This window comes from Pseudoxanthomonas sangjuensis (assembly GCF_010211755.1).
Taxonomy (GTDB): Bacteria; Pseudomonadota; Gammaproteobacteria; order Xanthomonadales; family Xanthomonadaceae; genus Pseudoxanthomonas_A; species Pseudoxanthomonas_A sangjuensis.
In genome coordinates this window covers 39,944-61,557 of record NZ_PDWR01000017.1, presented here as the reverse complement: position 1 = coordinate 61,557, position 21,614 = coordinate 39,944, and the positions used below count along the sequence as shown (strand labels likewise).

Below are 21,614 nucleotides of genomic sequence, written 5' to 3'. Positions count from 1 at the left end.
GCACGGCGGGCCTCATTCCATCCACGGGTTGCGCATCGGCTTGATCTTCGCCGGGTCTTCGCCGCCTTCCAGGTGCGCAAGCTGGTCGCGCAGTTGCCTTTCGACCTTGCCGTCCAGCGGCACCTTCTTCTGTTCCAGCAGGCGGCGGTACGCGCGCGCCGCGCCCGCGCCATCGCCGAGGCGCAGGTAGGCGTTGCCGAGTTCGACGCCGGCGGCGACGTGCTCGGGCCGCACGGCGACGACCTCCTCGAGGCGCCGCGCGACCAGGGCCGAATCCTGTCCGTTTTCCTTGTACAGGTAATCCATCACCTTGTAGGCGATGCTGGAGGCGCGCGTCTTCGGCCGCGTCAGGCGGCCGTGCCAGATGCGGACGTTTCCGAACTCCGCGACCTTCTCCATGTCCTTGAACACTTCGGCCGGATCCCATTCGACCTGCGGCCACGGCAGTTCGTCGATGGCGGTATAGACGAACCAGCCATCCCAGACGCCGGCCGCGTTGGTATCGTCTAGGCTTTCGACGAAACGGCGATAACCCAGGCGCGCGGCGCGCGCCTGCCGTTCGATCAGCATGTAGTCGACATACAGCGGTTGCCCGCTCCCGGCGATTACGCGGTCGTGGAATTCGCGGATTTCGCCGAAGCGCTGGCCGAGGTCGACGCCCTCGTTGCGGAAGGCGCGATATCCGCCCGCCGTGCCGCCGACCAGTTCGTTGTGGTATTCCCACAGGCGCGGTTCGCGGATCGTCATGGCGAAGGCCGCGACGAACAATACCGCGACCGTGCCCAGCAACACCCGCGAGCGCCGCCGCCATGCTTCGGCCAGCGCGCCGCCGCCGAGCACGGCGGCGGCGGCGATCAATGGCGTCGCATGGCGAACGCCGCCCCACGCCTGCGGCGAGACGGCCAGTGCGGCGAAATGCAGCGCGCTGGCCGCGGCCAGCGCCGCGAGCATCCAGCGCACGGCGGGAGACAACGGCGCGCGCGGCAACAACGCCAGGCCAAGCAGCGACAGCGCCATCAGCGCGATCGGGATCTTCGCGGCAAGGATCGCCGGCCAGGTGAACCACGGCGTGCGCCCCTCGTACACCTTGCCCCAGACCAGGTGCAAGGCGCCGCCGCGGCCTTCGATGCCGGTGCGCACCGTGTCGGCCAGGCCCCACAGGTAGGCGCGCGGCAGCAGGTGCAGGTCGTCGGCCACTGCGATCGCGCCGCGCAGCGCGGGCCTGGTGACCTCGGCGATCTTCGCGTCCATCGCGAGGTTGAACCCATCGCCGCCACCGGCATCGGCATGGAAGCGGAAACCGTACTGCGCCCACAGCAGGGCGACCCCGAGCACGACGCCGGCGGCCAGCTTCGCGCCGCGCCGCGCCGCCTCGCGCCATCCGCCGCGCCGCCCGCCCGACAGCGCAGCGGCCGCGAGGACGATGCCGACCCCGACCAGCCCCGCCAGCGCCGAATGCTTCGCGCCCAGCGCCAGCCCGACCGCGACGCCGAACACCGCCACCCAGCGCCAGCGCCACGTCGCCACCAGCAATCCCGCCGCGACGACGACCAGCGCGAACGTCAGCGCCAGCACGCCGTCGGTCATCACCACTGGCAGGTGCGCGCCGATGGTCGGCTCGATGGCGAGGAACGCCAGCGTGCCCACCGCCCATGCCCGGCCCGCCGCGCGCCACAGCAGCAGGCCAAGCGCGAACAACAGCAATCCGTTCAGGCTCCACATCGCGATGCGGGCGCGCCGCTGCGCGCGCTCCGGATCGTTGTGCTCGAACATGGTCTGCTCGACCCATTCGCGTTCCTGCACCTTCTCGCGCAAGGCCGGCTCGGGGCCCAGCTTGAAGTCCGCCGGCATCCACGCACCGACCCAGAGCTTGGCCAGGGGCGGATGCTCGGGATTGAGGTGGCGGTCGCCGCCGCGCACGTAGGCGGTGCCGGCGACGATGTGCCAGGGTTCGTCGATGGTGAAGCTGTCCAGCCGCGTGCCGAAGGCCGAGCGCAGCACGGCGAGAATGGCCAGCACGGCCAACAGCAAGGCGATCACGGAGCGTCCCATGGCGTTTCCCCGGTGCTTTGAACAAGCAACGGGGGCGACGCAGGGAACCGGCCGTCAGCCCTTTTCCAGCATCGGCGGCAACGGGCAATGCAGCACGCCGCAGATCGTGCGCAGCAGCTCGGCCTCGGCCACGGCGATGCGGTCGTCGTGGCCGATCGCGGCGGCGACCGCCTCGACCAGCAATTGCTTGGCGAGCGGGTCCAGCGCATCGAGCGCTTCCCATACGTCGTCCAGCGCACGCACGCCCTCGGCCGGCGGCGCGTACGCCACGTGTTCGTTCGGCAGCACGCGCTGCAGGCCGGCGAGGTAGGCGCGGCGCGCGGCCGCCTCGTCGGCGTTGCCGGCCTGCGCGACCACCGCCAGCAGCGTCGCCAGCTCGTGCTTGACCGCGCCCGGCTTGCGCCGGCCGAAGCGCGCATAGCGCGCCGGATCCAGCGATTCGCGTACTTGCGTTTCCAGCAGGCGACCCAGGCAGTATTCGAACAACGACACGCGACCGTCGGCGTTGACCACCGCGTGCACGGTGTCGATGAAGGCATCCAGCTCCGGCCGCGGCCGCAGCCGCAGCACCGGGAAAGTCAACGCGGCCAGCGGCAGGCGCACCATCGGGTGCAGTTCGGCGATCAGCTGCTCGTGGATGCGCCCCGCGTAATCAGCCATGGCCGCGCCCTGGCGCGCGCCGATCTCGCCGCGCTGGCGCGCGGCCAGCGCCTCGTCGTCGTCGAGCAGCAGGCCCAGCAGCAGCGGCATCGCCGCCTCGCGGCGCGCGGCCAGCCCGCGCAACGCGTCGGGGATGGCCGCGGCGATCGCATCGGCGCGGCGATAGTCGTCGGCGTCCGGGGTGGCGACCTGCGCGGTCACGCTGGCCGGCGCCAGCACCAGCGCGGCGTCTACCGGCGGCAAGGGCGGCGGCGCATTGATGCTGCCCGGATGCGGGCCGGTCAGGCCCAGCGCGACGTCTTCCTGCAAGCCGTTCGGCGGCGCCTTCAGCCAGTGCGCGGACAGCCGCTGCAGGCGCTCCGCGCCGAACGACGGCTCCAGCGCGCGGATGCGCTCGAGGATCGGCGGATGGGTGGCGAACCACTTCGACATCGCGAAACCCTGGCCGAACAGCATGTGGCTGACTTCCTCGGCCTTGCCCTTGTCGGTCAGCAGCGAGCCATCGTGCAGGCCGGCGATCTTCTTCAGCGCCCCGGCCAGCCCGGCGGTCTGCCGGGTGAACTGCACCGCCGAGGCGTCGGCCAGCGATTCGCGCTGGCGGCTGACGCCGGCCTTGATCAGCCGGCCGAAGAACAGGCCGATGGCGCCGCCCACCAGCGCGACCAGCGCGATGCCGAGCACCGCGCCGCCGCCGCGACCGCGGCCGCCGCGACCGTGCACCAGCACGCGCTCGCCGATGATGCTCAGCATCATGATCCCGAACAGCACGCCCATCAGCCGGATCGACAGGCGCATGTCGCCGTTGAGGACGTGGCTGAACTCGTGCGCGATCACGCCCTGCAGCTCGTCGCGGTTGAGCTTGTCCAGCGCGCCGCGGGTCACCGCGATCGCGGCGTCGGCCGGCGCGTAGCCGGCGGCGAAGGCGTTGATGCCGGCCTCGTGTTCCAGCACGTAGAGCCTGGGCACCGGCACGCCGGACGCGATCGCGATTTCCTCGACCACGTTGCGCAACCGGCGCAGGTTGAAGTCGCTGGCATCTTCCGGCACCGGCGTGCCGCCCATCTGCAGCGCCACCGCCTCGCCGCCGCCGCGCAGCGAGGCGATCCGGTACAGCGAGCCCAGCCCGATCACCGCCAGCGTGGCCAGGCTGCTCAGCGCGACCAGCGCCACCGCGCCGCCGGGGCTTTCCAGCTGCATGCCGAAAACCAGCAGCACGCCCAGGTCCACCGCGACCACGATCCCGGCCACGGCGAGCACGAACAGCACCACCATCCGGGTCGAATTGCGCCGCGCGGCGGCCTGGCGTTCGAAGAAGTTCATGTGGTCGGTTCGTCGGTTTCGGTTGCCGGCCGGCTTTGTAGAGCCGAGCTCGCTCGGCTACCTTTCGTTCCGGGACGGAAGATCAGGAGCAGCCGAGCTAGCTCGGCCCTACAACAGCAAAAACAACGTCAAGAGCGTGCTCACCCACACTCGCGCCCCTCATCCGCCCTTCGGGCGCCTTCTCTCCGCTTCGCGGGGAGAAGAAACCCGATCAGAACTTCACCTTCGGCGCCTCGCGCACCTCGGCCTTGTCCGCCGGAATGTCCAGCAACGCCGCCGGCGCGAAGTTGAACGCCCCCGCGATGAAACTGGACGGGAATACCTCGCGCTTGTTGTTGTAGGCCATCACGCTGTCGTTGTACGCCTGCCGCGCGAACGCCACCTTGTTCTCGGTGCTGGTCAGCTCCTCGGTCAGCTGCATCATGTTCTGGTTCGCCTTCAGGTCCGGATACGCCTCGGCCACCGCCAGCAACCGCCCCAGCCCCGCGTTCAGCTGGCCCTGCGCCGCCGCCAGTTGCGCCATCGCCTGCGGATCGCCCGGCTTGGCCTTGGCCGCGGCCAGGCCCGCCTGCGCCGCCGAGCGCGCCGCCACCACCGCCTCCAGCGTCTCGCGCTCGTGGGCTAGGTAGCCCTTCGCGGTCTCCACCAGGTTCGGGATCAGGTCGAAGCGGCGTTGCAACTGCACGTCGATCTGCGCGAAGGCGTTCCTGAATGCGTTCCGCGCCGTCACCAGGCCGTTGTAGATGCCGACGCCCCAGAGCAGGACGAACAGCGCCACGACGACCAGAATTGCCAGCAATGTGAACAAGATGGCCATTTAACTTCTCCTGATTTGGTGCAATAGGAAAATCCGGCGCTATCATCCGGCACGACCCAGCTTACGCAGGCCCCACGAACCATGAAAGACAACCGCAAGCGACGGTCGCTGCGCCCCTGGCGGCCTGCCCTGCTCGGCGCGATGCTGCCGCTGGCGCTCACCTCCACGGCGCAGACTAGCCTGCAATGGCGGCAACCGGAGCCGGCGGCCACGCAAAGCGTGACCGCGCACCCCGAATCGCCGACCCGGCCGATGCCGTACCGCACCAGCCTGTCCAGCCAGCCGCCGGTATCGCTGCCGGCCGGTTTCGACGTGGCCGCGTTCGAAAGGATGGCGCAGCAGCTGACCGTCGGCCGGCGCGTGCCCGGCCTGGCCCTGGCCATCGTCCAGAACGGCCGCGTGCTGAGCGCGCGCGGCTATGGCGTGACCGACGTGTCCGCGCCGCAGTCGGTCGACGCGCACACCGTGTTCCGCCTGGCTTCGCTGTCGAAGGGCTTCGCCGGCACCCTGACCGGCCTGCTGGTCAACGACGGCGCGCTGCGCTGGGACAGCAAGGTCGTCGACTACGTGCCCGGCTTCCGGCTCAACGACCCCGCCGCGACCCGCCAGCTGACCGTGGCCGACGTGATCAGCCACCGCACCGGCCTGCGCGTGCACAACGCCTTCGACCGCGACATCGAGAACAACGCCGCCTACTACACGGTGGCGCACAAGCTGGCCAGCGCGCCGCTGGATTGCGCGCCGGGCCAGTGCTACGCCTACCAGAACGTGGCCTTCAGCCTGATCGGCGACGTGGTGTTCGCCAGCACCGGCAACTTCTACGAGCGCGAAGTGGAGCGCCGCCTGTTCAAGCCGCTGGGCATGAACGACGCCAGCATGGGGTTGGCCGGCATCGAATCCAGCCCGCGCTGGGCGCGTCCGCACGTGCGCAACCGCAACGGCTGGACCGCGCTGACGCCCAAGCCCGCCTACTACCGGCTGGCGCCCGCCGCCGGCATCAACGCCAGCATCAGCGACATGGCGCAGTGGCTGATCGCGCAGACCGGGCACCGCCCCGACGTGCTGCCGGCGCCGCTGCTGGCCACGCTGCACGCGCCGGTGATTTCCACGCCGGGCGAGATGCGCACCAGCTGGCGCCATGCGCGCGTGCAGTCGGCCGGCTACGCGCTGGGCTGGCGCGTCTACGATTACGCCGGGCATCCGCTGGTCTTCCATGCCGGCGCGGTGCAGGGCTACCGCGGCATGCTGGCGATGCTGCCGGAGCGCGACTTCGGCGTGGCGATCCTGTGGAACAGCAGCAGCCACCTGCCTTCGGGCCTGCTGCCGACGATCCTCGACCGCGCGCTCGGCCTGCCCGCGCAGCAGTGGCTCGACCTGCCCGACGAGGACGACCTGATGCTGGCCGAATCGACCGCGCCTGCGGAAGACAGGGACAACGCCAGCGGCTCGGCCGCCAACCGCGCGACCGCTTCGCCGCAGTAACCCCCGGCAGGCGGCCCACGCCGCCCGGGCCCGGGCCGCCTGGTCGGCGTCTTCGGACACCCATAAAAAAAACTCTCCCCCCGCTGGGCAACCGGGGAGAGAGTTCATTCGGGTGTTACGGTATTTCGGGGTTGTTTTTAGATCAGCGGTGCCGGGGTGACCGGGAGGGCCGCAGCGGCAGGCTTGGTCTTTTTCTTGGACTTCGCCTTCTTGGCCTTCTTGGCCGGCTTCTTCTTGGCGGCCTTCTTGGCGGCCTTCTTCACGGTCTTCTTGGCAGCCTTCTTGGCGGCCTTCTTCGCGGGCTTCCTCTTCGCGACCTTCTTGGCGGCCTTCTTCGCGACCTTCTTGGCAGCCTTCTTGGCGGCCTTCCGCACGGTCTTCTTGGCGGCCTTCTTCGCGTCCTTCTTGGCCGGCTTCTTCTTGGCGGCCTTCTTCATGGTCTTCTTGGCGGCCTTCTTCACGGCCTTCTTCGCGGCCTTCTTGGCCGGTTTCTTCTTGGCGGCTTTCTTGGTTGCCATGTGATAGCTCCTCGTCAATGAACTATGGGTTGTACAACGGGTTCAAGGCCCAGTAGCAAAAAGCGCCGCGGGAGTCGGACCCGGCGGCAGCCGTCGACGCGCCAGGCGCGCCGCAACGGATTCGGTGGGGGCTGAAACACGCCCCTCTACAAATGCGAAAACACCCGCGACGCGGACGGCGCGGGTGCTGCGTTGGATTCGGTTCGGGGTTTTTTCGGGGGAAGCGAAGCCTTCGTACTGCTTCGTCAGGGTACGGGCGGCTGGCCGTTTCGTTGTCCGTTTCGTCGCGATGACCCGGCTCACTTGCTTCCGCAGGAAAGTTCTGCTGGGGCGAAACCTAATCACGCTTTTTTCAGGTGTCAACAGTTTTGGAAAAAAATCCGGCGCTGCCGGTCGGCCGCGAACCTCGACCGACGCGCCGGCGCGGAAGCGCATGCGCGCGCGCATCGATCGCGCGCATGCGATCGACGACGCGAAGCGCGAAAAGAAAAGCGCGTTTTTCCCGAAGATTTTTCGCATGCGCTGCGCGAAGGCGTGTCGCGCCGGGCGCGCGCGAACGTCGCGCTCGACGCGAACGCGACGCCCCGGAAGGCATAAACCCGAGCTGACGCGACCACGAAAAAAAGTTCCGGGTTTCGGCGTCGCACAACGCCCCCGATCGCCGATTTGCGCAAACTTCGCGCCGCCTCGGCTTCCGCCCGGGCGGTACCGGAGACACCCGAACGACGCCGACGCGCAGCGCGCGCACGACGCGCCGGCAAGAAAAAACCCGCGCCTGGCGACGCGGGTTTCGTGACTCGCTCCGCGCTTGCGCGCGGCGGCGGCGCCGGCCTCAGTGTTCCTCTTCCTCCAGCAACGCGGCGTAGTCGTCGGGCGAGAGCAGGTCGTTGGCCTGTTCCGGATCGTCGGCCTCGAGCACGAACAGCCAGCCTTCGCCGTAGGCGTCCTCGTTGATGGTTTCCGGCTTGTCCGCCAGCGCCGAGTTGACCTCGACGATCTTGCCGGCGAGCGGGCTGTAGACGTCGGAGGCGGCCTTCACCGACTCGACCACCGCGCAGGCGGCGCCGGCGTCGACGTGGTCGCCGACGGCCGGCAGTTCGACGTAGACCAGGTCGCCGAGCAGGCCTTGCGCGTGGTCGGAGATGCCGACGGTGACGCGTCCGTCGCCCTCGACGCGGGCCCATTCGTGGGACTTGAGGAATTTGAGATCGCCGGGAATCTCGCTCATCGGGGTGCTCCAGTTTTTTCGTAGGCCCGCGGTGCGCGGGTCGGGGGCGGTGGAATTAGTTTAACGGACGAAGCGCGCCGGTAAAGCGTGCTCAGCCGAGCACGCCGGGCTGCGGCTGGCCGTCCCGGACGAACGGGAACTTGACCACGCGCACCGGGATCTCCTTGCCGCGGATGTCGACGCGCACCGCGCCCGGCGCGCCGGCCGGCACGCGCGCGAAGGCGATCGCCTTGCCCAGCGTGGGCGAGAAGGTGCCGCTGAGGATCTCGCCCTCGCCATTGGCGGTAAGCACCTTCTGTCCGTGGCGCAGCACGCCCTTCTCGTCCATCACCAGGCCGACCAGCTGGGTCGGCACGCCGGCGGCCTTCTGGGCCTCCAGCGCGGAGCGGCCGATGAAGTCGCGTCCCTCGTCGAGCGATACGGTCCACGCCAGCGCCGCCTCGTACGGCGTGGTGGCCTCGTCCATGTCCTGGCCGTACAGGTTCATGCCGGCTTCGAGGCGCAGCGTGTCGCGCGCACCGAGGCCGGCCGGCTTCACCCCGGCGGCCAGCAGCGCGTTCCAGAACGCGACCGCGGCCTCCTGCGGCAGCACGATCTCGTAGCCGTCCTCGCCGGTGTAGCCGGTGCGGGCGACGAACAGCGGCACGCCGTCGGCGCTCTGCACCTCGACCGCGGCGAAGCGCGACAGCTTGTCGGCGGCGGCGCGGTCGGACTCGCGCAGCAGGCCGAGGACCTTGGCGCGGGCGTTCGGGCCCTGCACCGCGACCATCGCGAAGTCGGCGCGCTCGGTCACCTTCACGTCGAAGGCCGCGGCCTGCCTGGTGATCCACGCCAGGTCCTTGTCGCGGGTGGCGGCGTTGACGACCAGGCGGAAGAAGTCCTCGGCCATGAAGTAGACGATCAGGTCGTCGATGACCCCGCCCTGCTCGTTCAGCATCGCGGTGTACAGCGCCTTGCCCGACGCCTTCAGCTTGTCGACCGAGTTGGCGACCAGCCGGCGCAGGAACTCGCGGGTGCGCGCGCCATGCAGGTCGACCACGGTCATGTGGCTGACGTCGAACATGCCGGCGTCGCGGCGGACCTGGTGGTGCTCGTCGATCTGCGAACCGTAGTGGATCGGCATGTCCCAGCCGCCGAAGTCGACCATCTTGGCGCCGAGGGCGCGGTGGGTGTCGTTGAGGATGGTCTTCTGGGTCATGGCGTCCGGGTCTGCGAGAGAAAGGCGGCATTATCCCAGACCGGACCCGGCTTGCGCCTCCCATGGAAGAGGACGCGGTCGTCCGCAGCGCGGATGGCGGGGGATTTCACGGGATGCGGCGAGCGGCGAATCCCCTCCTCGATTCCCCTTTTGCAAAGGAGGGGGGCTTCGTGCGTGATGCCTGGAACATCACGCCGGCGGCGCGACCGGCGTTTCCTTCAGCGCACGCAGCGCCGCACCGAACACCCGCCATGCCGAGCGCAGGAACATGACCAGCAGCGCGGCGGCCACCAGCAGGTCGGGCCAGCCGGCGCCGAACAGCCAGACGCCGATGCCGGCGGCGATCACGGCCAGGCCTTCGCGGATGTCGTTGCGCGAGCACTCGTAGGCCGAGGCAAGGTTGATGTCGCCGTCGCGGTACGGGCGGAGCAGCCACAGGCAGAAGGCGTTGGCGGCGAGGTTGAGGGCGCCGACGATGCCCATGGTCTCGAACAGCGGCGTGGCCGGCTCGAGCAGGCGCCAGACGATCTGCGCGGCGACGGCCAGCGCGGCGGCGAGGATCAGCGCGGCCTTGAGCAGGGCGACGCGGGCCTTGGCCTTCAGGCCGGCGCCGACGACGAGGAAGCTGAGCGCATAGGTGGCGGCGTCGCCCAGGTTGTCGAGGCTGCCGGACAGCAGCGACGAGGAGCGCGAATGCCACGCGGCGGCGACCATCATCGCGAAGGTCGCCAGGTTGATGAACAGCACGACCAGCAGCACGCGCTTCTGCTTCGCCTGCATACGCTGGACGTCGGCTTGGCAGTGGCCGCAGCAATCGCTCATCTTTTGTGCTCAACCGTAGGTCGGCCCTACGCGGTCGACGCACCATGCCCCTAGGGATCGCGTGCGCCGGGGGCGTAGCCCCGGCCTACAGCACCTAAAACGTCACCAGGGAATCGTACGCCAGAACAGTACGCGTTGCCCTGTTCGCTCGACCGCCAGCGCAGGAGAGCCCGGATGCTTCCAGCAATCATAGAAATCGAAACCTAGCCATTCGTCCGGTATCCAACCGCGCTTGAAGACTGGCTTGTAGATCTTGCCTTCTTCAGTTGCGCGGCAAGATTCCGGCGGCTGCCATTTCGTGCTGGTGGGCACGCGAAAGACCAATGCACTTTCGTTTGTGTCGACGTTGTGCACTTCACGCAAATTTCGTGCCTCCGACGGGATCCAATCCGGGATCCATCCTGCTCGCATCATCCCGGCAAGCTTAGCCTCTTCAGATGTTGTGAACGACGAATCAAACACGTCGTTCGTACATGACGAGGCAAACACTACTACCGCAAATAGCGACAACAGCCTGAAACATCGCGTCACGCCTCCTGCACCTTCAACGTCATCCCGTCCGTCGCCACGACGCGGACGAGCGAGCCGGCCGGCAGGTCGGGCCCCTCGACCGACCAGAACGCGTCGGCAATCTGCACCCGCCCGCCGCGGCCACTGACGATGGGCTGTTCCAGCTTCGCCACCTCGCCGACCAGCTGGTCGGCGCGACGGTTCAGCAACGGCTTGTCGCTGGCGCGGCCCTTGCCGCGGAACCACTTGACGTAGATCCCGACCGAAATCACCGCGAACACCGAGAACAGGATCGCCTGCGCCAGCCAGCCCAGTCCCGGCAGCGCCAGCACCACGACCGCCATCGCCGCGGCCGCGAAGCCGAACCACAGCATGAAGGCGCCCGGCGCCATCGTCTCCGCCGCGAACAGCAGCAACGCCAGCACCGCCCAGAATGCGAATTTGAAGCTCATCGTTTCGGTTTCCTCGTGGACTCGTGTTCGATCCAACCCGCCCATGCCCAGAACCCGTTCGTGCTGAGCGTAGTCCGCGCAGCGGACGAAGTCGAAGCACCCTTCGACTTCGCGCCTTCGGCGCTACGCTCAGGGCGAACGGGGCCAGAACAAATTACGCCCCCGGCACCCGCGGCGGCCTGGCCGCGATCGCCGCCTGCTGCTTGCCCAGCGCGTCCTTCGCCAGTTCGGCGATACCGGCCAGCGAGCCGATCACGCCGCTGGCTTCCATCGGCATCAGCACGAACTTCTGGTTCGGCGCCGTGGCCAGCTCCTTGAACGCTTCCACGTACTTCTGCGCGATGAAGTAGTTGATCGCCTGCACGTCGCCCTGGGCGATCGCCTGCGACACCATCTGCGTCGCCTTGGCCTCGGCCTCGGCCAGGCGTTCGCGCGCCTCGGCCTCGCGGTAGGCGGCCTCGCGCTTGCCTTCGGCCTCGAGGATCGCGGACTGCTTCTCGCCCTCGGCGCGCAGGATTTCCGACTGGCGCGAGCCCTCGGCTTCCAGGATCGAGGCGCGCTTGTCGCGTTCGGCCTTCATCTGCCGCGCCATCGCGTCGACCAGGTCGCGCGGCGGCTGGATGTCCTTGATCTCGATGCGGTTGACCTTGACGCCCCACGGACTGGTCGCGTGGTCGACCACGCCGAGCAGGCGCGCGTTGATCGTCTCGCGCTGGCTCAGCGATTCGTCCAGGTCCATCGAGCCGATCACGGTACGGATGTTGGTCTGCACCAGCGCGATCATCGCCTGGTCCAGGTTCGCCACCTCGTACGCCGCCTTGGCCGCGTCCAGCACCTGGAAGAACACCACGCCATCGACCTTGACCACCGCGTTGTCCTTGGTGATCACGTCCTGGGAAGGCACGTCGAACACCTGTTCCATCATGTTGACCTTGCGGCCGATGCCCTGCACGTACGGCAGCAGGAAGTGCAGGCCCGGCGACATGGTGTGGGTGTACTTGCCGAACTGTTCGACCGTGTACTCGAAGCCCTGCGGCACCACCCGCACCCCTTTGAAGAAGGTGACGATGATGAAGACGACGATGGCGGCGACGACGAATGCGCTGATCCCCATGAACTTTCCCCTTTCCTGATTGTTCGGATCGATTATAGGCGCGCTTTGCCCCTCTCCCTGCGACGGCAAAGGGAGGTCGTGGGGGGGGCGGGTCGGAGGCGGAGATTTCCCGCAACGGCCATGCGCCGCCTCCCGGCCCGGCCCCACCACCGCAGGGGAAATCCGCTGCGACGCTTTTCCCGCCCGCCGCATCTACATGGACATGCCGCCCCGCTCCAGCTTCGCCATCGACGTTCCCGCCGCCCTGCTCGCCCGCGCGCGCAACGGCCAGGCGGAGGCGTTCGAACAGCTGTACCGGCGCTTCGAGCGGCCGGTGTTCACCCTCGCCTTGCGCATCTGCGGCGACCGCGAGGAGGCGCAGGAGGTACTGCAGGACACCATGCTCAAGCTGCTGCGGCAGGTGGGCAGCTACCGCGGCGACGGCGGCAGCCCGTTCTGGGGCTGGCTTCGCCAGATCGCGGTCAACGAAGCGCTGATGCGGCTGCGGCGCGGGCGGGTGCAGGCGCTGGAAGCCGGCACCGACGACGAGGACCGCTTCGGCGAGGACCTGGCGCCGCTGCCGCCAGCCGCCGCCGACGCCGCGCTGCTGCAGCGCGCGCTGGCGCAACTGCCCGCCGCCACCCGCAGCGTGCTGTGGCTGTACCACGCCGAAGGCTATACCCACGACGAAATCGCCACGCTGATGCAACGCACGCCCAGCTTTTCCAAGTCGCAACTGGCGCGCGGCACCCGCCGCCTGCGCGCCCTGCTCCAGATCGAGGAACCGGCTCATGCCTGACGAACGCATGCCCCACGACAAACTGCCCGGCAATGGCCGCCGCGACGAACCGCGCAACTGGACGGAGGCCTTCGCCGCGCTGCCGCTGGAAACGCCGCCGCGCGACGCATGGGCGCAGCTCGCGGCCGAGCTGCGTCCGGCCACGGGGCCGAAGCGCAATCGTCGCCCGTTGTGGATGGCGCTGGCCGCCGCCGTGGCGCTGGCGATCGCGTTGCCGTTCGCGCGACTGCCGCGCGGCGACGAAACGCCGCCGAGCGTGGCCATGCAGCCGGCAACCGACGCGCCGGTTGCGAGCGCGGACAAGTCGCCCGTGGACCCGGCCGTCGAATCCCCCGGCGAAAGCCCGGCCGTCGAACCGGCTCCCTCGCCCGCACGCGTCGCCCGCACGACTGCGAAGCCGAAAACGGCGCCGACGCCGGTCGCGAAGGCGCCGGCAAACGATGCGGCCGCGCTCGCATCGCTGTACACGCAGTCCGCGCAACTCGAGGGCCTGCTCGCGCGGATGCGCGACGACCGCGTGTCCACCGGGCCGGCGGCGGTACTGGCCGACCGGCTGGAAACCCGTGTCGCGTTGATCGACGCCGCGCTGGCCGAGCCGGCATTGGACGACGCGCGCCGCACCGACCTGTGGCGCGAGCGCGTCGACGCGCTGCGCCAGCTGGCCGGATTCGAAAGTACCCAACGCTGGCTGGCCGCGCAGGGCGAAAGCTACGACGCGCAGCTGGTGGCCGTTTACTGATTGCCCGAGGAGACACAAATGAAAACTTCCCGACTTGCCGCCGCCCTGCTGGCCTGCTTCGCACTCGATGGCGGGGCAACCTTCGCCCAGTCGTCGCCGAAACCGGCCGATGCCGACAAGGAACTGGCCGCCGCGCGCGAAGACCTGGCGCGCGCCGCGCGCCGCGTGGCCGAACTCACCCGCGACACGCTGCCGCAGGCGATGGAACAGGTCCAGCAAAGCTTCCGGTTCTCGCGGCGACCGGTCATCGGCGTGGTGCTGGCGCCCGACGCCGCCGCCGGCGTGCGCATCGGCGGCGTCACCCCGGACAGCGCCGCGGCCAAGGCGGGATTGAAGGCCGGCGACCGCATCGTCAGCCTCAATGGGACGGAAATCCTCGGCAACACCCCGCAGCTGCGCATCGACAATGCGCTCCGCCTGTTCGAAAAACTGGAAGAAAACAAGCCGGTGAAGATCGGCTACGTGCGCGATGGCCGCATGGCGACCGTCAGCGCGACGCCGAAACTGGATGACCGGGTCTTCGTGTTCAATGATGCGGATGGCGGCCTCACCAAGATCTCCGGCCCCGTCTCCATCCGGCACCGCAAGGACGGGGCCATCGAAATCGAAGGCAGTGGGATCGAAGGCGCCTTCAAGGCCGACAGCGACGCCATCAAGAAACAGGTCGACCAGGCCTTTGCCGAAATCCACCGCATCGCACCCGACGGCAAGGGCGGCTTCGAGGTCGGACCGTTGGTCGAAGCCTTCCGCTGGAGCGGCCTCAACCTGGCGGCGATCGATCCGCAACTGGGCCGCTATTTCGGAACCGACAAGGGCGTACTGGTGATCAGCAGCGGCGAGGACCTCGGCGAATTGCAGGCCGGCGACGTGATCCAGAAGATCGATGGCAAGCCGGTGGACACGCCGCGCGAGGCAATGGCCGCCCTGCGCGCCAAGCCCGCCGGCAGCGCGATCGAAGTCGAATTCCTGCGCGACCGCAAGTCGCAACGCGCCAGCGTCAAGGCGCCGAAGGCAGTGCCGTTCCGCCTCCAGTTGCCGTCGCCGCCGGCACCGCCCGCCGCGCCCGCAGCGCCACCTGCGCCGGACACGGCAGCGATGCCGGCTCCTCCCGCGCCGCCTGCTGCGCCGGCGCCCATCGTCCGTTCGGAACGGCACGTGGTGATTGCCGGCGACGATGGCAAAGTGTTCGAGTGGAGCGACGGGGGCGATGGCGAACTGCCGGCGCCACCCGCCCCGCCCGCCTCGCCCGTGCCGCCGGTCGCGCCGAAGGGAGATTGATCCAAGCGCTGGCGATCGGCCTGCCTCTCTCCTCCGCATGAGAGGGAAATGCGTGCGCAGCACGCCAGGAAGAGGGTTCGGCTTTTGATGTCGCCGTCATTCCCGCGGAAGGGGGAATGACGAGCCGACAACGCTTATTTGGTCAGGATCAGCTTGTCGTTGCTGGTGTGGCGCAGGCGGTAAACGCGGTCGCCGTGACGGATCAGGATTTCGCGGTGGCCCTGCAGCAGCGTTTCGCTGCTGAAAACCGCTTCGGCGGCTTGGGGCCGGACCGCGGCGAAATGGGAAACGTTGCGGGCCGGCGACGGGAAAGCGTGGGGCTGGGCGCTCATGGGGGCATCCGGTGAATGGCTCGATTAGAATGATAATAATTCTCATTCATGAGTCAATAGCCCTGCGGCCGGCTACAATTCGCGCACTTACCTCCGGGGAGTAGCCCGTCCGCCCCGCCTCCACAGGCACCTGGCGGATGCCGCGCGTCAACACACTCGGCTCGCCGCATGGACCATGCGGCGCCGTGGCGCGCGGGGCCGAAGCATGCCGCTTCGCTGCCGGGCAAGACCGAAGGCGAGCGTCGCGCGTACCCGGGCCGGGCCGCGTGGCGTCCGCCTTCGCGTCCGCGAATGCCTGGCCCCGGGAATTCCATGCTGACCCTGCAAGCCCTGTCGGTATCGACCGCGACCGTTGCGCTGGCCGAAATCGGCGACAAGACCCAGTTGCTGGCGCTGTTGCTGGCCACCCGTTTCCGCAAGCCCTGGCCGATCGCCTTCGGCATCCTCACCGCGACCGTGGTCAACCACGGCCTGTCGGCGTGGCTCGGCGTCGGCCTGAACCAGTGGCTGTCGCCGCAACTGTTGCGCTGGATCGTCGCGACCAGCTTCCTCGCGGTCGGCGCATGGACGCTGGTCCCCGACAAGCTGGGCGAAGAAGACGAGAAACTGCCGCGGCGCGGCGCCTACCTGGCGACGACGCTGGCCTTCTTCCTGGCCGAAGTCGGCGACAAGACCCAGGTCGCGACGGTGTTGCTGGCGACCAAATACCAGCCGCTGTGGCCGGTGGTGGTCGGCACCACGGTCGGCATGCTGCTCGCCAACCTGCCGGTGGTGTGGCTGGGCCATCGCTTCGCCGACCGCCTGCCGCTGAAGCCGGCGCGGATGGTCGCCGCGGCGGTGTTCGTGCTGTTGGGACTGTGGGTGGCGTGGCGCGGGATCGGCTGACGGCCGGCGATTGAGGGTAGGCCGGCGCAGGCCTATGCTGCGCCGGCAAGGGGGGAACTTACGTGTCCCAGACGATCTCCGGTCTGCGCGACTTCTGGCGGCGCCTGCTGGCGCGCCCGGACGCGGTCATGCTGGAAATCGGCGCGGGCGGCGAACTGCTGGTGGCGCGGTTGCGGGCTCTGCTGGCGTGGCTGCTGCTGTTGCTGCCGTCGATCAATGCGCTGGCCGGCGGCACGCCCAAGGAAACGGTGATCGGCCTGTTCGGCGTGGCGCTCGCGATCTCGATGGCGCATGTCTGGCTCGCGCTGGCGCGCCAGCGCGGCCGCCACCGCTGGCTGCCCTGGACCACCACCGCCTACGACGTCACCAGTACCACGCTGGTGCTGGCGCTGCTGGCCTGGAGTTCGCCGGTGGCCAGCCTGAACAGCATGGTGGTGTGGGCGTTCTACCTGATCTCGATCTGCATGACCGCGCTGCGCAACGACGGCCGCCTGACCGTGTTCGCCGGCGCGCTGGCGCTGGTCCAGTACGCCTTGCTCGCGCTGTGCATCTTCGCCACGGTCGACGATCCCGGCCAGCTGTTTTCGGTGGAATACGGCACCGCCACCCCGGCCAACCAGATCCAGCGGCTGGTGCTGATCGGGCTGATGACCGGCCTGACCGCCACCGTGGTCTACCGCATGCAGCGCCTGGTGGAAATGTCGGGCACCGACGGCCTGACCGGCCTGCCCAACCGCACCTGGCTGGTGCACCGCTTCCCGAGCCTGCTCGCCGCCGCGACCGGCAGCGCCAACGCACTCGCGCTGTGCCTGATCGACCTGGACTATTTCAAGCGGATCAACGACGAAGTCGGCCACCTGGCCGGGGACCGCGCGCTGCGGCACGTGGTGGACGTGCTGCGCGGGCAACTGGGCCCGAAGGAATGGCTGGCGCGCATCGGCGGCGAGGAATTCACCCTGCTGCTGCCGCTCCCGGCCGGCCTGGCCTGGGAGCGGCTGGAGGCGATGCGCCGCAACGTGGCCGCGCAGCCGTTCCTGCCCGAGCACGACGCCGAGCCGATCCGCCTGACCTTCAGCGCCGGCATCGCCTGCTGGCCGCGGGATGGCGCCGATCTCTCCGCCCTGCTGCGTTGCGCCGACCTGCGCCTGCGCCGGGCCAAGCTGGAAGGCCGCAACCGGGTGCTGGCGGGCACCTCCTGAAAGGCGCCGCTGGACGCCGCCACCGCGCCTGACTACCCTGCGGGCTTTGTTGCCGGTCAGGGGAACTGCATGTTGGAAGGTCTGGGGCGCGTCGGTTTCGGCCTGTTCGGGTTGGCGGTGCTGGTCGGCATCGCCTGGTTGTTCTCCAACAACAAGCGCGCGGTCGACTGGAAGCTGGTCGGCACCGGCGTCGGCCTGCAGATCGGCTTCGCCGCGCTGGTGCTGCTGGTGCCGGGCGGGCGCGACGTGTTCGACGCGCTGGGCAGGGGCTTCGTCAAGGTGCTGAGCTTCGTCAACGAAGGCAGCAACTTCATCTTCGGCAGCCTGATGGACACCTCGAAGATCGGCTTCATCTTCGCCTTCCAGGTGCTGCCGACCATCATCTTCTTCTCCGCGCTGATGGGCGTGCTGTACCACCTGAACGTGATGCAGATGGTGGTGCGGGCGATGGCCTGGGCGATCACCAAGGTGATGAAGGTGTCCGGCGCCGAGACCACCAGCGTCTGCGCCAGCGTGTTCATCGGCCAGACCGAGGCGCCGCTGACCGTGCGCCCGTACATCCCGCGGATGACCGAGTCGGAACTGATCACGATGATGATCGGCGGCATGGCGCACATCGCCGGCGGCGTGCTGGCCGCCTACGTCGGCATGCTCGGCGGCGGCGACCCGGTGCAGCAGGCGTTCTACGCCAAGCACCTGCTCGCGGCCAGCATCATGGCCGCGCCGGCCACGCTGGTGATCGCCAAGATCCTGATCCCCGAGACCGGCGAGCCGCTGACCCGCGGCACGGTGAAGATGGAGGTGGAGAAGACCACCAGCAACGTGATCGACGCGGCCGCGGCCGGCGCCGGCGACGGCCTGCGCCTGGCGCTGAACATCGGCGCGATGCTGCTGGCCTTCATCGCCCTGATCGCGCTGCTCAACGCGCCGCTGACCTGGCTGGGCGACGTCACCGGGATCGCAGGCGTCATCGGCAAGCCGACCAACCTGTCGACGATCTTCGGCTACGTCCTCGCGCCGATCGCGTGGGTGATCGGCACGCCGTGGGCCGACGCGACCACGGTCGGCTCGCTGATCGGGCAGAAGGTGGTGATCAACGAATTCGTCGCCTACACCGACCTGGCCAACATCGTGAACGGCAAGTCGCCCGGCGTCGCATTGAGCGAGGAGGGCCGCCTGATCGCGACCTACGCGCTGTGCGGCTTCGCCAACTTCAGCTCGATCGCGATCCAGATCGGCGGCATCGGCGGCCTGGCCCCGGACCGCCGCCACGACCTGGCCCGCTTCGGCCTGCGCGCGGTGCTCGGCGGCTCGATCGCGACCTTCATGACCGCGACGATCGCCGGCGTGCTGACCCACTTCAGCTAACGATTCGCTAATCCCGCCCCGCTTACCCTCGGCATTCCTTTCATCCGCACATGGAGGTTGTAATGGCAGGCAAGTTCGTCATCAGCAAGCGCAGCAACGGCGATTTCCAGTTCGTGCTGAAGGCCGGCAATGGCCAGGTCATCCTGGCCAGCCAGGGCTACAACGACAAGGCCGGCGCGAAGAACGGCATCGAATCGGTGCGCAAGAACAGCCAGGACGACGGCAAGTTCGACCGCAAGACGTCCAGCAACGGCAAGCCGTACTTCAACCTGCTGGCAGGCAACGGCCAGATCATCGGCAGCAGCGAGATGTACGAAAGCGAGGCCGCGCGCGACAACGGCATCAAGTCGGTGCAAACCAACGCGCCGGATGCGGCGATCGCGGACGAGACCGCCTGAGCCTTCCCGCCCGCGGCATCCCGGAGGAACCCGGCTGCGGCCGGGTTTTTTCGTGCTGTCCTACAATACCGGCATGCGCATCGGGCCCCATTCCATCGACACCCCGGTCGTCCTCGCGCCGATGGCCGGGGTCACCGACAAGCCGTTCCGGCAGCTGTGCAAGCGGCTGGGCGCGGGCCTGGCCGTGTCCGAGATGACGATCAGCGACCCGCGCTTCTGGAAGACCAGCAAGTCGCGCACGCGCATGGACCACGCGGGCGAACCGGCGCCGGTCAGCGTGCAGATCGCCGGTACCGAACCCGGGCAACTGGCCGAGGCGGCGAGGTACAACGTCGCCCACGGCGCGCAGATCGTCGACATCAACATGGGCTGCCCGGCGAAGAAGGTCTGCAACGCCTGGGCCGGCAGCGCGCTGATGCGCGACGAAGCGCTGGTCGCGCGGATCCTGGCCGCGGTGGTGAAGTCGGTCGACGTGCCGGTGACGCTGAAGATCCGCACCGGCTGGAACGCGGAGAACCGCAACGCGCCGGCGATCGCCCGCATCGCCGAGGACTGCGGCATCGCCGCGCTCGCGGTGCACGGCCGCACCCGCGACCAGCAATACGGCGGCGAAGCCGAGTACGACACCATCGCCGCGATCAAGTCGCAACTGCGGATCCCGGTGATCGCCAACGGCGACATCGATTCGCCGCGCAAGGCCGCCTTCGTGCTGGCGCGCACCGGCTGCGACGCGGTGATGGTCGGCCGCGCCGCGCAGGGCCGGCCGTGGATCTTCCGCGAGATCGCGCATTACCTCGCGACCGGCACGGAGCCGGCGCCGCCGTCGCTGCAGGAAGTCCGCGACATCCTGCTGGGCCACCTGCGCGCATTGCACGCGCACTACGGCGAACAGGCCGGCGTGCGCATCGCACGCAAGCACCTGGGCTGGTACGCGAAGGACCACCCCGAGAACCTCGCCTTCCGCGCCGTGGTCAACCGCGCCGAAACCGCCGAGGTGCAGATCGCGCTGACCCGCGGCTATTTCGACGCGCTGGTTGCCGGCGTGGCGCCGGAACTGCCGGCGGCGGCATAAACGCCGGCGCCCGAACCCGGATCCCCGCTTCCCTGCCGTTCGTCGGTGTGCCTTCGAGCACATGCAACGCGCATCGCGTTTTTTCGATCCTTGGTAGCGGAGGCACTCCGTGCGCAAGACGCGCGACGGCAGCACCCTCCACCCGCAAACCTCGGAGGAAACGTCGATGAAAACTTCGTCGCTCACACTGGCGCTGCTCGTCGCGGCGGCCTCTCCCGCCCTCGTCGTCGCCGATGCGGACGCACAGGAAACCAACTTGCGTCCGATTCGCGCCGAAATGGCCGCGCCCGCCCCGATCAGCGGTTTCCGCGCCTGGCAGTTGCTTGCGCTGGAAACCAACCTGACCGCGCGGGATGTGGGTTTGGTACTGACCACGGTCGCCCACAACGAACGCTTCCGCTTCCGCGCCGACCGCGACATGGCCCGCGGATTCGAGCGCGCGTTGGGATCCGAACGGTATTCGGACCTGATCGCCGGCCTTCCGGTCGAACTGCATTCGCCGGCCGTGCTGGAAGCGGCCCGCGGCATGGCGCAGGCGGATCCGCCGGGACGGTCCGCTCCGGCGCGCGGCCTGTGGGTGGCGGTGACCCCATGATGGCCGTGCCGGGAAAGCAGACGGCCCGGACCCGCTCGCGCGAATCCGGGCCGCTGTCGGCGTTGCCGCGGTGCCGGGCGCTTACGCGAACACCTTGAAGCGGCCTTCGTCTTCGATGAAGGCCTTCTCGCCGATCGGCGCTTCGTTCGAGCCGAACGGCATCTGCGCGCGCAGCTTCCAGCTGGCCGGCACGCCCCATTCCTTCCGCACGTCGGCGTCGACCAGCGGATTGTAGTGCTGCAGGCTGGCGCCGATGCCGGCGTTGGCCAGCACGGTCCAGACCGCGAACTGGGCGATGCCGGTGGAATGTTCCGACCAGACCGGGAAGTTGTCGGCGTACAGGGCGAACTGCTCCTGCAGGCCGGTGACCACGTCCTGGTCCTCGAAGAACAGCACGGTGCCGGCGCCGGCGGCGAAGCCGTCGATGCGCTGCTCGCTGGCCGGGAAGGCATCGACCGGCACGATCTTGCGCAGCGCCTCCTTGACGAAGCCCCAGAACTTCCCGCTCTGCTCGCCGAACAGGATCACGACACGCGAGGACTGCGAGTTGAACGCCGACGGCGACTGGCGCACGGCGTCCCTGATCAGCGCGGCGGTGTCTTCCTTGCTCAGGGGCAGGTTCTTGCCCAGCGCGTACTGGGTGCGGCGGTTCTTGATCGCCTCGAGGGCGATGTTGCCCACCTTGGCGGTATCGAAGGCGAAATTGGTCATGGCGGAGTTCCTCGGCTGCGTGGCGGAATTGCTGCGGGCCGCCATGCTAGCCAGCCGCCGCGCCGGCGAAACCCGCGCCGCGGAAA

23 protein-coding genes are annotated in these 21,614 nt (G+C 68.8%); 10 read left to right on the top strand and 13 right to left on the bottom strand.

Going from position 1 to position 21,614, the window contains the following annotated elements:
* Nucleotides 1-12 precede the first annotated feature (12 nt).
* The 3 genes from CSC71_RS10310 to CSC71_RS10300 form a co-directional block, all read right to left on the bottom strand.
* Nucleotides 13-2,052, bottom strand: a complete 2,040-nt coding sequence (locus tag CSC71_RS10310) for a phospholipid carrier-dependent glycosyltransferase (RefSeq protein ID WP_162374292.1) — start codon at nucleotides 2,050-2,052, stop codon at nucleotides 13-15.
* 54 nt (nucleotides 2,053-2,106) lie between these two features.
* Complete coding sequence (locus CSC71_RS10305) at nucleotides 2,107-4,032, bottom strand: M48 family metalloprotease (RefSeq protein WP_162374291.1); 1,926 nt, start codon at nucleotides 4,030-4,032, stop codon at nucleotides 2,107-2,109.
* Between the two features lie 211 nt (nucleotides 4,033-4,243).
* Nucleotides 4,244-4,849 carry a LemA family protein gene (locus tag CSC71_RS10300; RefSeq protein WP_162374290.1) on the bottom strand — a complete coding sequence of 202 codons (606 nt, stop codon included), beginning with the start codon at nucleotides 4,847-4,849 and terminating at the stop codon, nucleotides 4,244-4,246.
* An 81-nt stretch (nucleotides 4,850-4,930) separates the two neighbouring features.
* Here CSC71_RS10300 and CSC71_RS10295 point away from each other — a divergent pair, with 81 nt between their 5' ends.
* The gene (locus tag CSC71_RS10295; protein WP_162374289.1) at nucleotides 4,931-6,331 is read left to right on the top strand and encodes a serine hydrolase domain-containing protein; all 1,401 of its coding nucleotides are present in this window, start codon (nucleotides 4,931-4,933) and stop codon (nucleotides 6,329-6,331) included.
* Between the two features lie 137 nt (nucleotides 6,332-6,468).
* Here the strand turns inward: CSC71_RS10295 and CSC71_RS10290 are convergent, their stop codons facing one another.
* The 8 genes from CSC71_RS10290 to CSC71_RS10255 all read right to left on the bottom strand — a co-directional run bounded on the left by CSC71_RS10290 (nucleotide 6,469) and on the right by CSC71_RS10255 (nucleotide 12,173).
* Nucleotides 6,469-6,849 carry a histidine biosynthesis protein HisIE gene (locus CSC71_RS10290; RefSeq protein WP_162374288.1) on the bottom strand — a complete coding sequence of 127 codons (381 nt, stop codon included), beginning with the start codon at nucleotides 6,847-6,849 and terminating at the stop codon, nucleotides 6,469-6,471.
* Nucleotides 6,850-6,891: 42 nt separating this feature from the next.
* A complete protein-coding gene (locus CSC71_RS10285) occupies nucleotides 6,892-7,368 on the bottom strand; it encodes a hypothetical protein (protein WP_162374287.1) in 477 nt (158 codons plus the stop codon).
* Between the two features lie 313 nt (nucleotides 7,369-7,681).
* Entirely contained in the window at nucleotides 7,682-8,077 is a 396-nt protein-coding gene (gene gcvH, locus CSC71_RS10280) for a glycine cleavage system protein GcvH (RefSeq protein WP_162374286.1), read from the bottom strand.
* 91 nt (nucleotides 8,078-8,168) lie between these two features.
* Nucleotides 8,169-9,275, bottom strand: a complete 1,107-nt coding sequence (gcvT, locus tag CSC71_RS10275; protein ID WP_162374285.1) for a glycine cleavage system aminomethyltransferase GcvT — start codon at nucleotides 9,273-9,275, stop codon at nucleotides 8,169-8,171.
* A 189-nt stretch (nucleotides 9,276-9,464) separates the two neighbouring features.
* Entirely contained in the window at nucleotides 9,465-10,097 is a 633-nt protein-coding gene (locus CSC71_RS10270) for a cation efflux transmembrane domain-containing protein (protein ID WP_162374284.1), read from the bottom strand.
* Nucleotides 10,098-10,199: 102 nt separating this feature from the next.
* Nucleotides 10,200-10,559: a YbbD-related protein gene (locus CSC71_RS10265; RefSeq protein ID WP_162374283.1), complete on the bottom strand. Its 360-nt coding sequence runs from the start codon at nucleotides 10,557-10,559 to the stop codon at nucleotides 10,200-10,202.
* A 65-nt stretch (nucleotides 10,560-10,624) separates the two neighbouring features.
* The gene (locus CSC71_RS10260) at nucleotides 10,625-11,059 is read right to left on the bottom strand and encodes an NfeD family protein (protein WP_162374282.1); all 435 of its coding nucleotides are present in this window, start codon (nucleotides 11,057-11,059) and stop codon (nucleotides 10,625-10,627) included.
* Between the two features lie 154 nt (nucleotides 11,060-11,213).
* Nucleotides 11,214-12,173, bottom strand: a complete 960-nt coding sequence (locus CSC71_RS10255; RefSeq protein WP_162374281.1) for an SPFH domain-containing protein — start codon at nucleotides 12,171-12,173, stop codon at nucleotides 11,214-11,216.
* A 196-nt stretch (nucleotides 12,174-12,369) separates the two neighbouring features.
* On the opposite strand from CSC71_RS10255, the gene CSC71_RS10250 reads away from it, so the two are divergent.
* Genes CSC71_RS10250 through CSC71_RS10240 form a run of 3 tightly spaced genes read left to right on the top strand, consistent with a single transcriptional unit; the run spans nucleotide 12,370 to nucleotide 14,968 of the window.
* Nucleotides 12,370-12,951 (top strand): RNA polymerase sigma factor, encoded by a 582-nt coding sequence (locus CSC71_RS10250; protein WP_162374280.1) that lies wholly within the window; start codon nucleotides 12,370-12,372, stop codon nucleotides 12,949-12,951.
* The gene (locus tag CSC71_RS10245) at nucleotides 12,944-13,690 is read left to right on the top strand and encodes a hypothetical protein (protein WP_162374279.1); all 747 of its coding nucleotides are present in this window, start codon (nucleotides 12,944-12,946) and stop codon (nucleotides 13,688-13,690) included. Before CSC71_RS10250 ends, CSC71_RS10245 begins: the two co-directional genes overlap by 8 nt.
* An 18-nt stretch (nucleotides 13,691-13,708) precedes the next feature.
* Nucleotides 13,709-14,968: a PDZ domain-containing protein gene (locus tag CSC71_RS10240; RefSeq protein WP_162374278.1), complete on the top strand. Its 1,260-nt coding sequence runs from the start codon at nucleotides 13,709-13,711 to the stop codon at nucleotides 14,966-14,968.
* A gap of 134 nt (nucleotides 14,969-15,102) precedes the next feature.
* Here the strand turns inward: CSC71_RS10240 and hemP are convergent, their stop codons facing one another.
* The gene (gene hemP / locus CSC71_RS15755) at nucleotides 15,103-15,300 is read right to left on the bottom strand and encodes a hemin uptake protein HemP (RefSeq protein WP_162374277.1); all 198 of its coding nucleotides are present in this window, start codon (nucleotides 15,298-15,300) and stop codon (nucleotides 15,103-15,105) included.
* A gap of 312 nt (nucleotides 15,301-15,612) precedes the next feature.
* Between hemP and CSC71_RS10230 the strand changes: the two genes are divergently transcribed.
* The 6 genes from CSC71_RS10230 to CSC71_RS10205 all read left to right on the top strand — a co-directional run bounded on the left by CSC71_RS10230 (nucleotide 15,613) and on the right by CSC71_RS10205 (nucleotide 20,817).
* Complete coding sequence (locus CSC71_RS10230) at nucleotides 15,613-16,185, top strand: TMEM165/GDT1 family protein (protein WP_211367963.1); 573 nt, start codon at nucleotides 15,613-15,615, stop codon at nucleotides 16,183-16,185.
* 62 nt (nucleotides 16,186-16,247) lie between these two features.
* Nucleotides 16,248-17,384 (top strand): GGDEF domain-containing protein, encoded by a 1,137-nt coding sequence (locus CSC71_RS10225; RefSeq protein WP_162374276.1) that lies wholly within the window; start codon nucleotides 16,248-16,250, stop codon nucleotides 17,382-17,384.
* A 69-nt stretch (nucleotides 17,385-17,453) separates the two neighbouring features.
* Nucleotides 17,454-18,752, top strand: coding sequence for a NupC/NupG family nucleoside CNT transporter (locus CSC71_RS10220; protein WP_162374275.1), 1,299 nt, complete (start codon nucleotides 17,454-17,456; stop codon nucleotides 18,750-18,752).
* 62 nt (nucleotides 18,753-18,814) lie between these two features.
* The gene (locus CSC71_RS10215; protein WP_162374274.1) at nucleotides 18,815-19,150 is read left to right on the top strand and encodes a YegP family protein; all 336 of its coding nucleotides are present in this window, start codon (nucleotides 18,815-18,817) and stop codon (nucleotides 19,148-19,150) included.
* A 73-nt stretch (nucleotides 19,151-19,223) separates the two neighbouring features.
* The gene (gene dusB, locus CSC71_RS10210; protein ID WP_162374273.1) at nucleotides 19,224-20,222 is read left to right on the top strand and encodes a tRNA dihydrouridine synthase DusB; all 999 of its coding nucleotides are present in this window, start codon (nucleotides 19,224-19,226) and stop codon (nucleotides 20,220-20,222) included.
* A 109-nt stretch (nucleotides 20,223-20,331) separates the two neighbouring features.
* The gene (locus CSC71_RS10205; RefSeq protein ID WP_162374272.1) at nucleotides 20,332-20,817 is read left to right on the top strand and encodes a hypothetical protein; all 486 of its coding nucleotides are present in this window, start codon (nucleotides 20,332-20,334) and stop codon (nucleotides 20,815-20,817) included.
* Between the two features lie 81 nt (nucleotides 20,818-20,898).
* Here CSC71_RS10205 and CSC71_RS10200 read toward each other — a convergent pair whose 3' ends face one another.
* Nucleotides 20,899-21,528: a nitroreductase family protein gene (locus CSC71_RS10200; protein ID WP_246192140.1), complete on the bottom strand. Its 630-nt coding sequence runs from the start codon at nucleotides 21,526-21,528 to the stop codon at nucleotides 20,899-20,901.
* Nucleotides 21,529-21,614 lie beyond the last annotated feature (86 nt).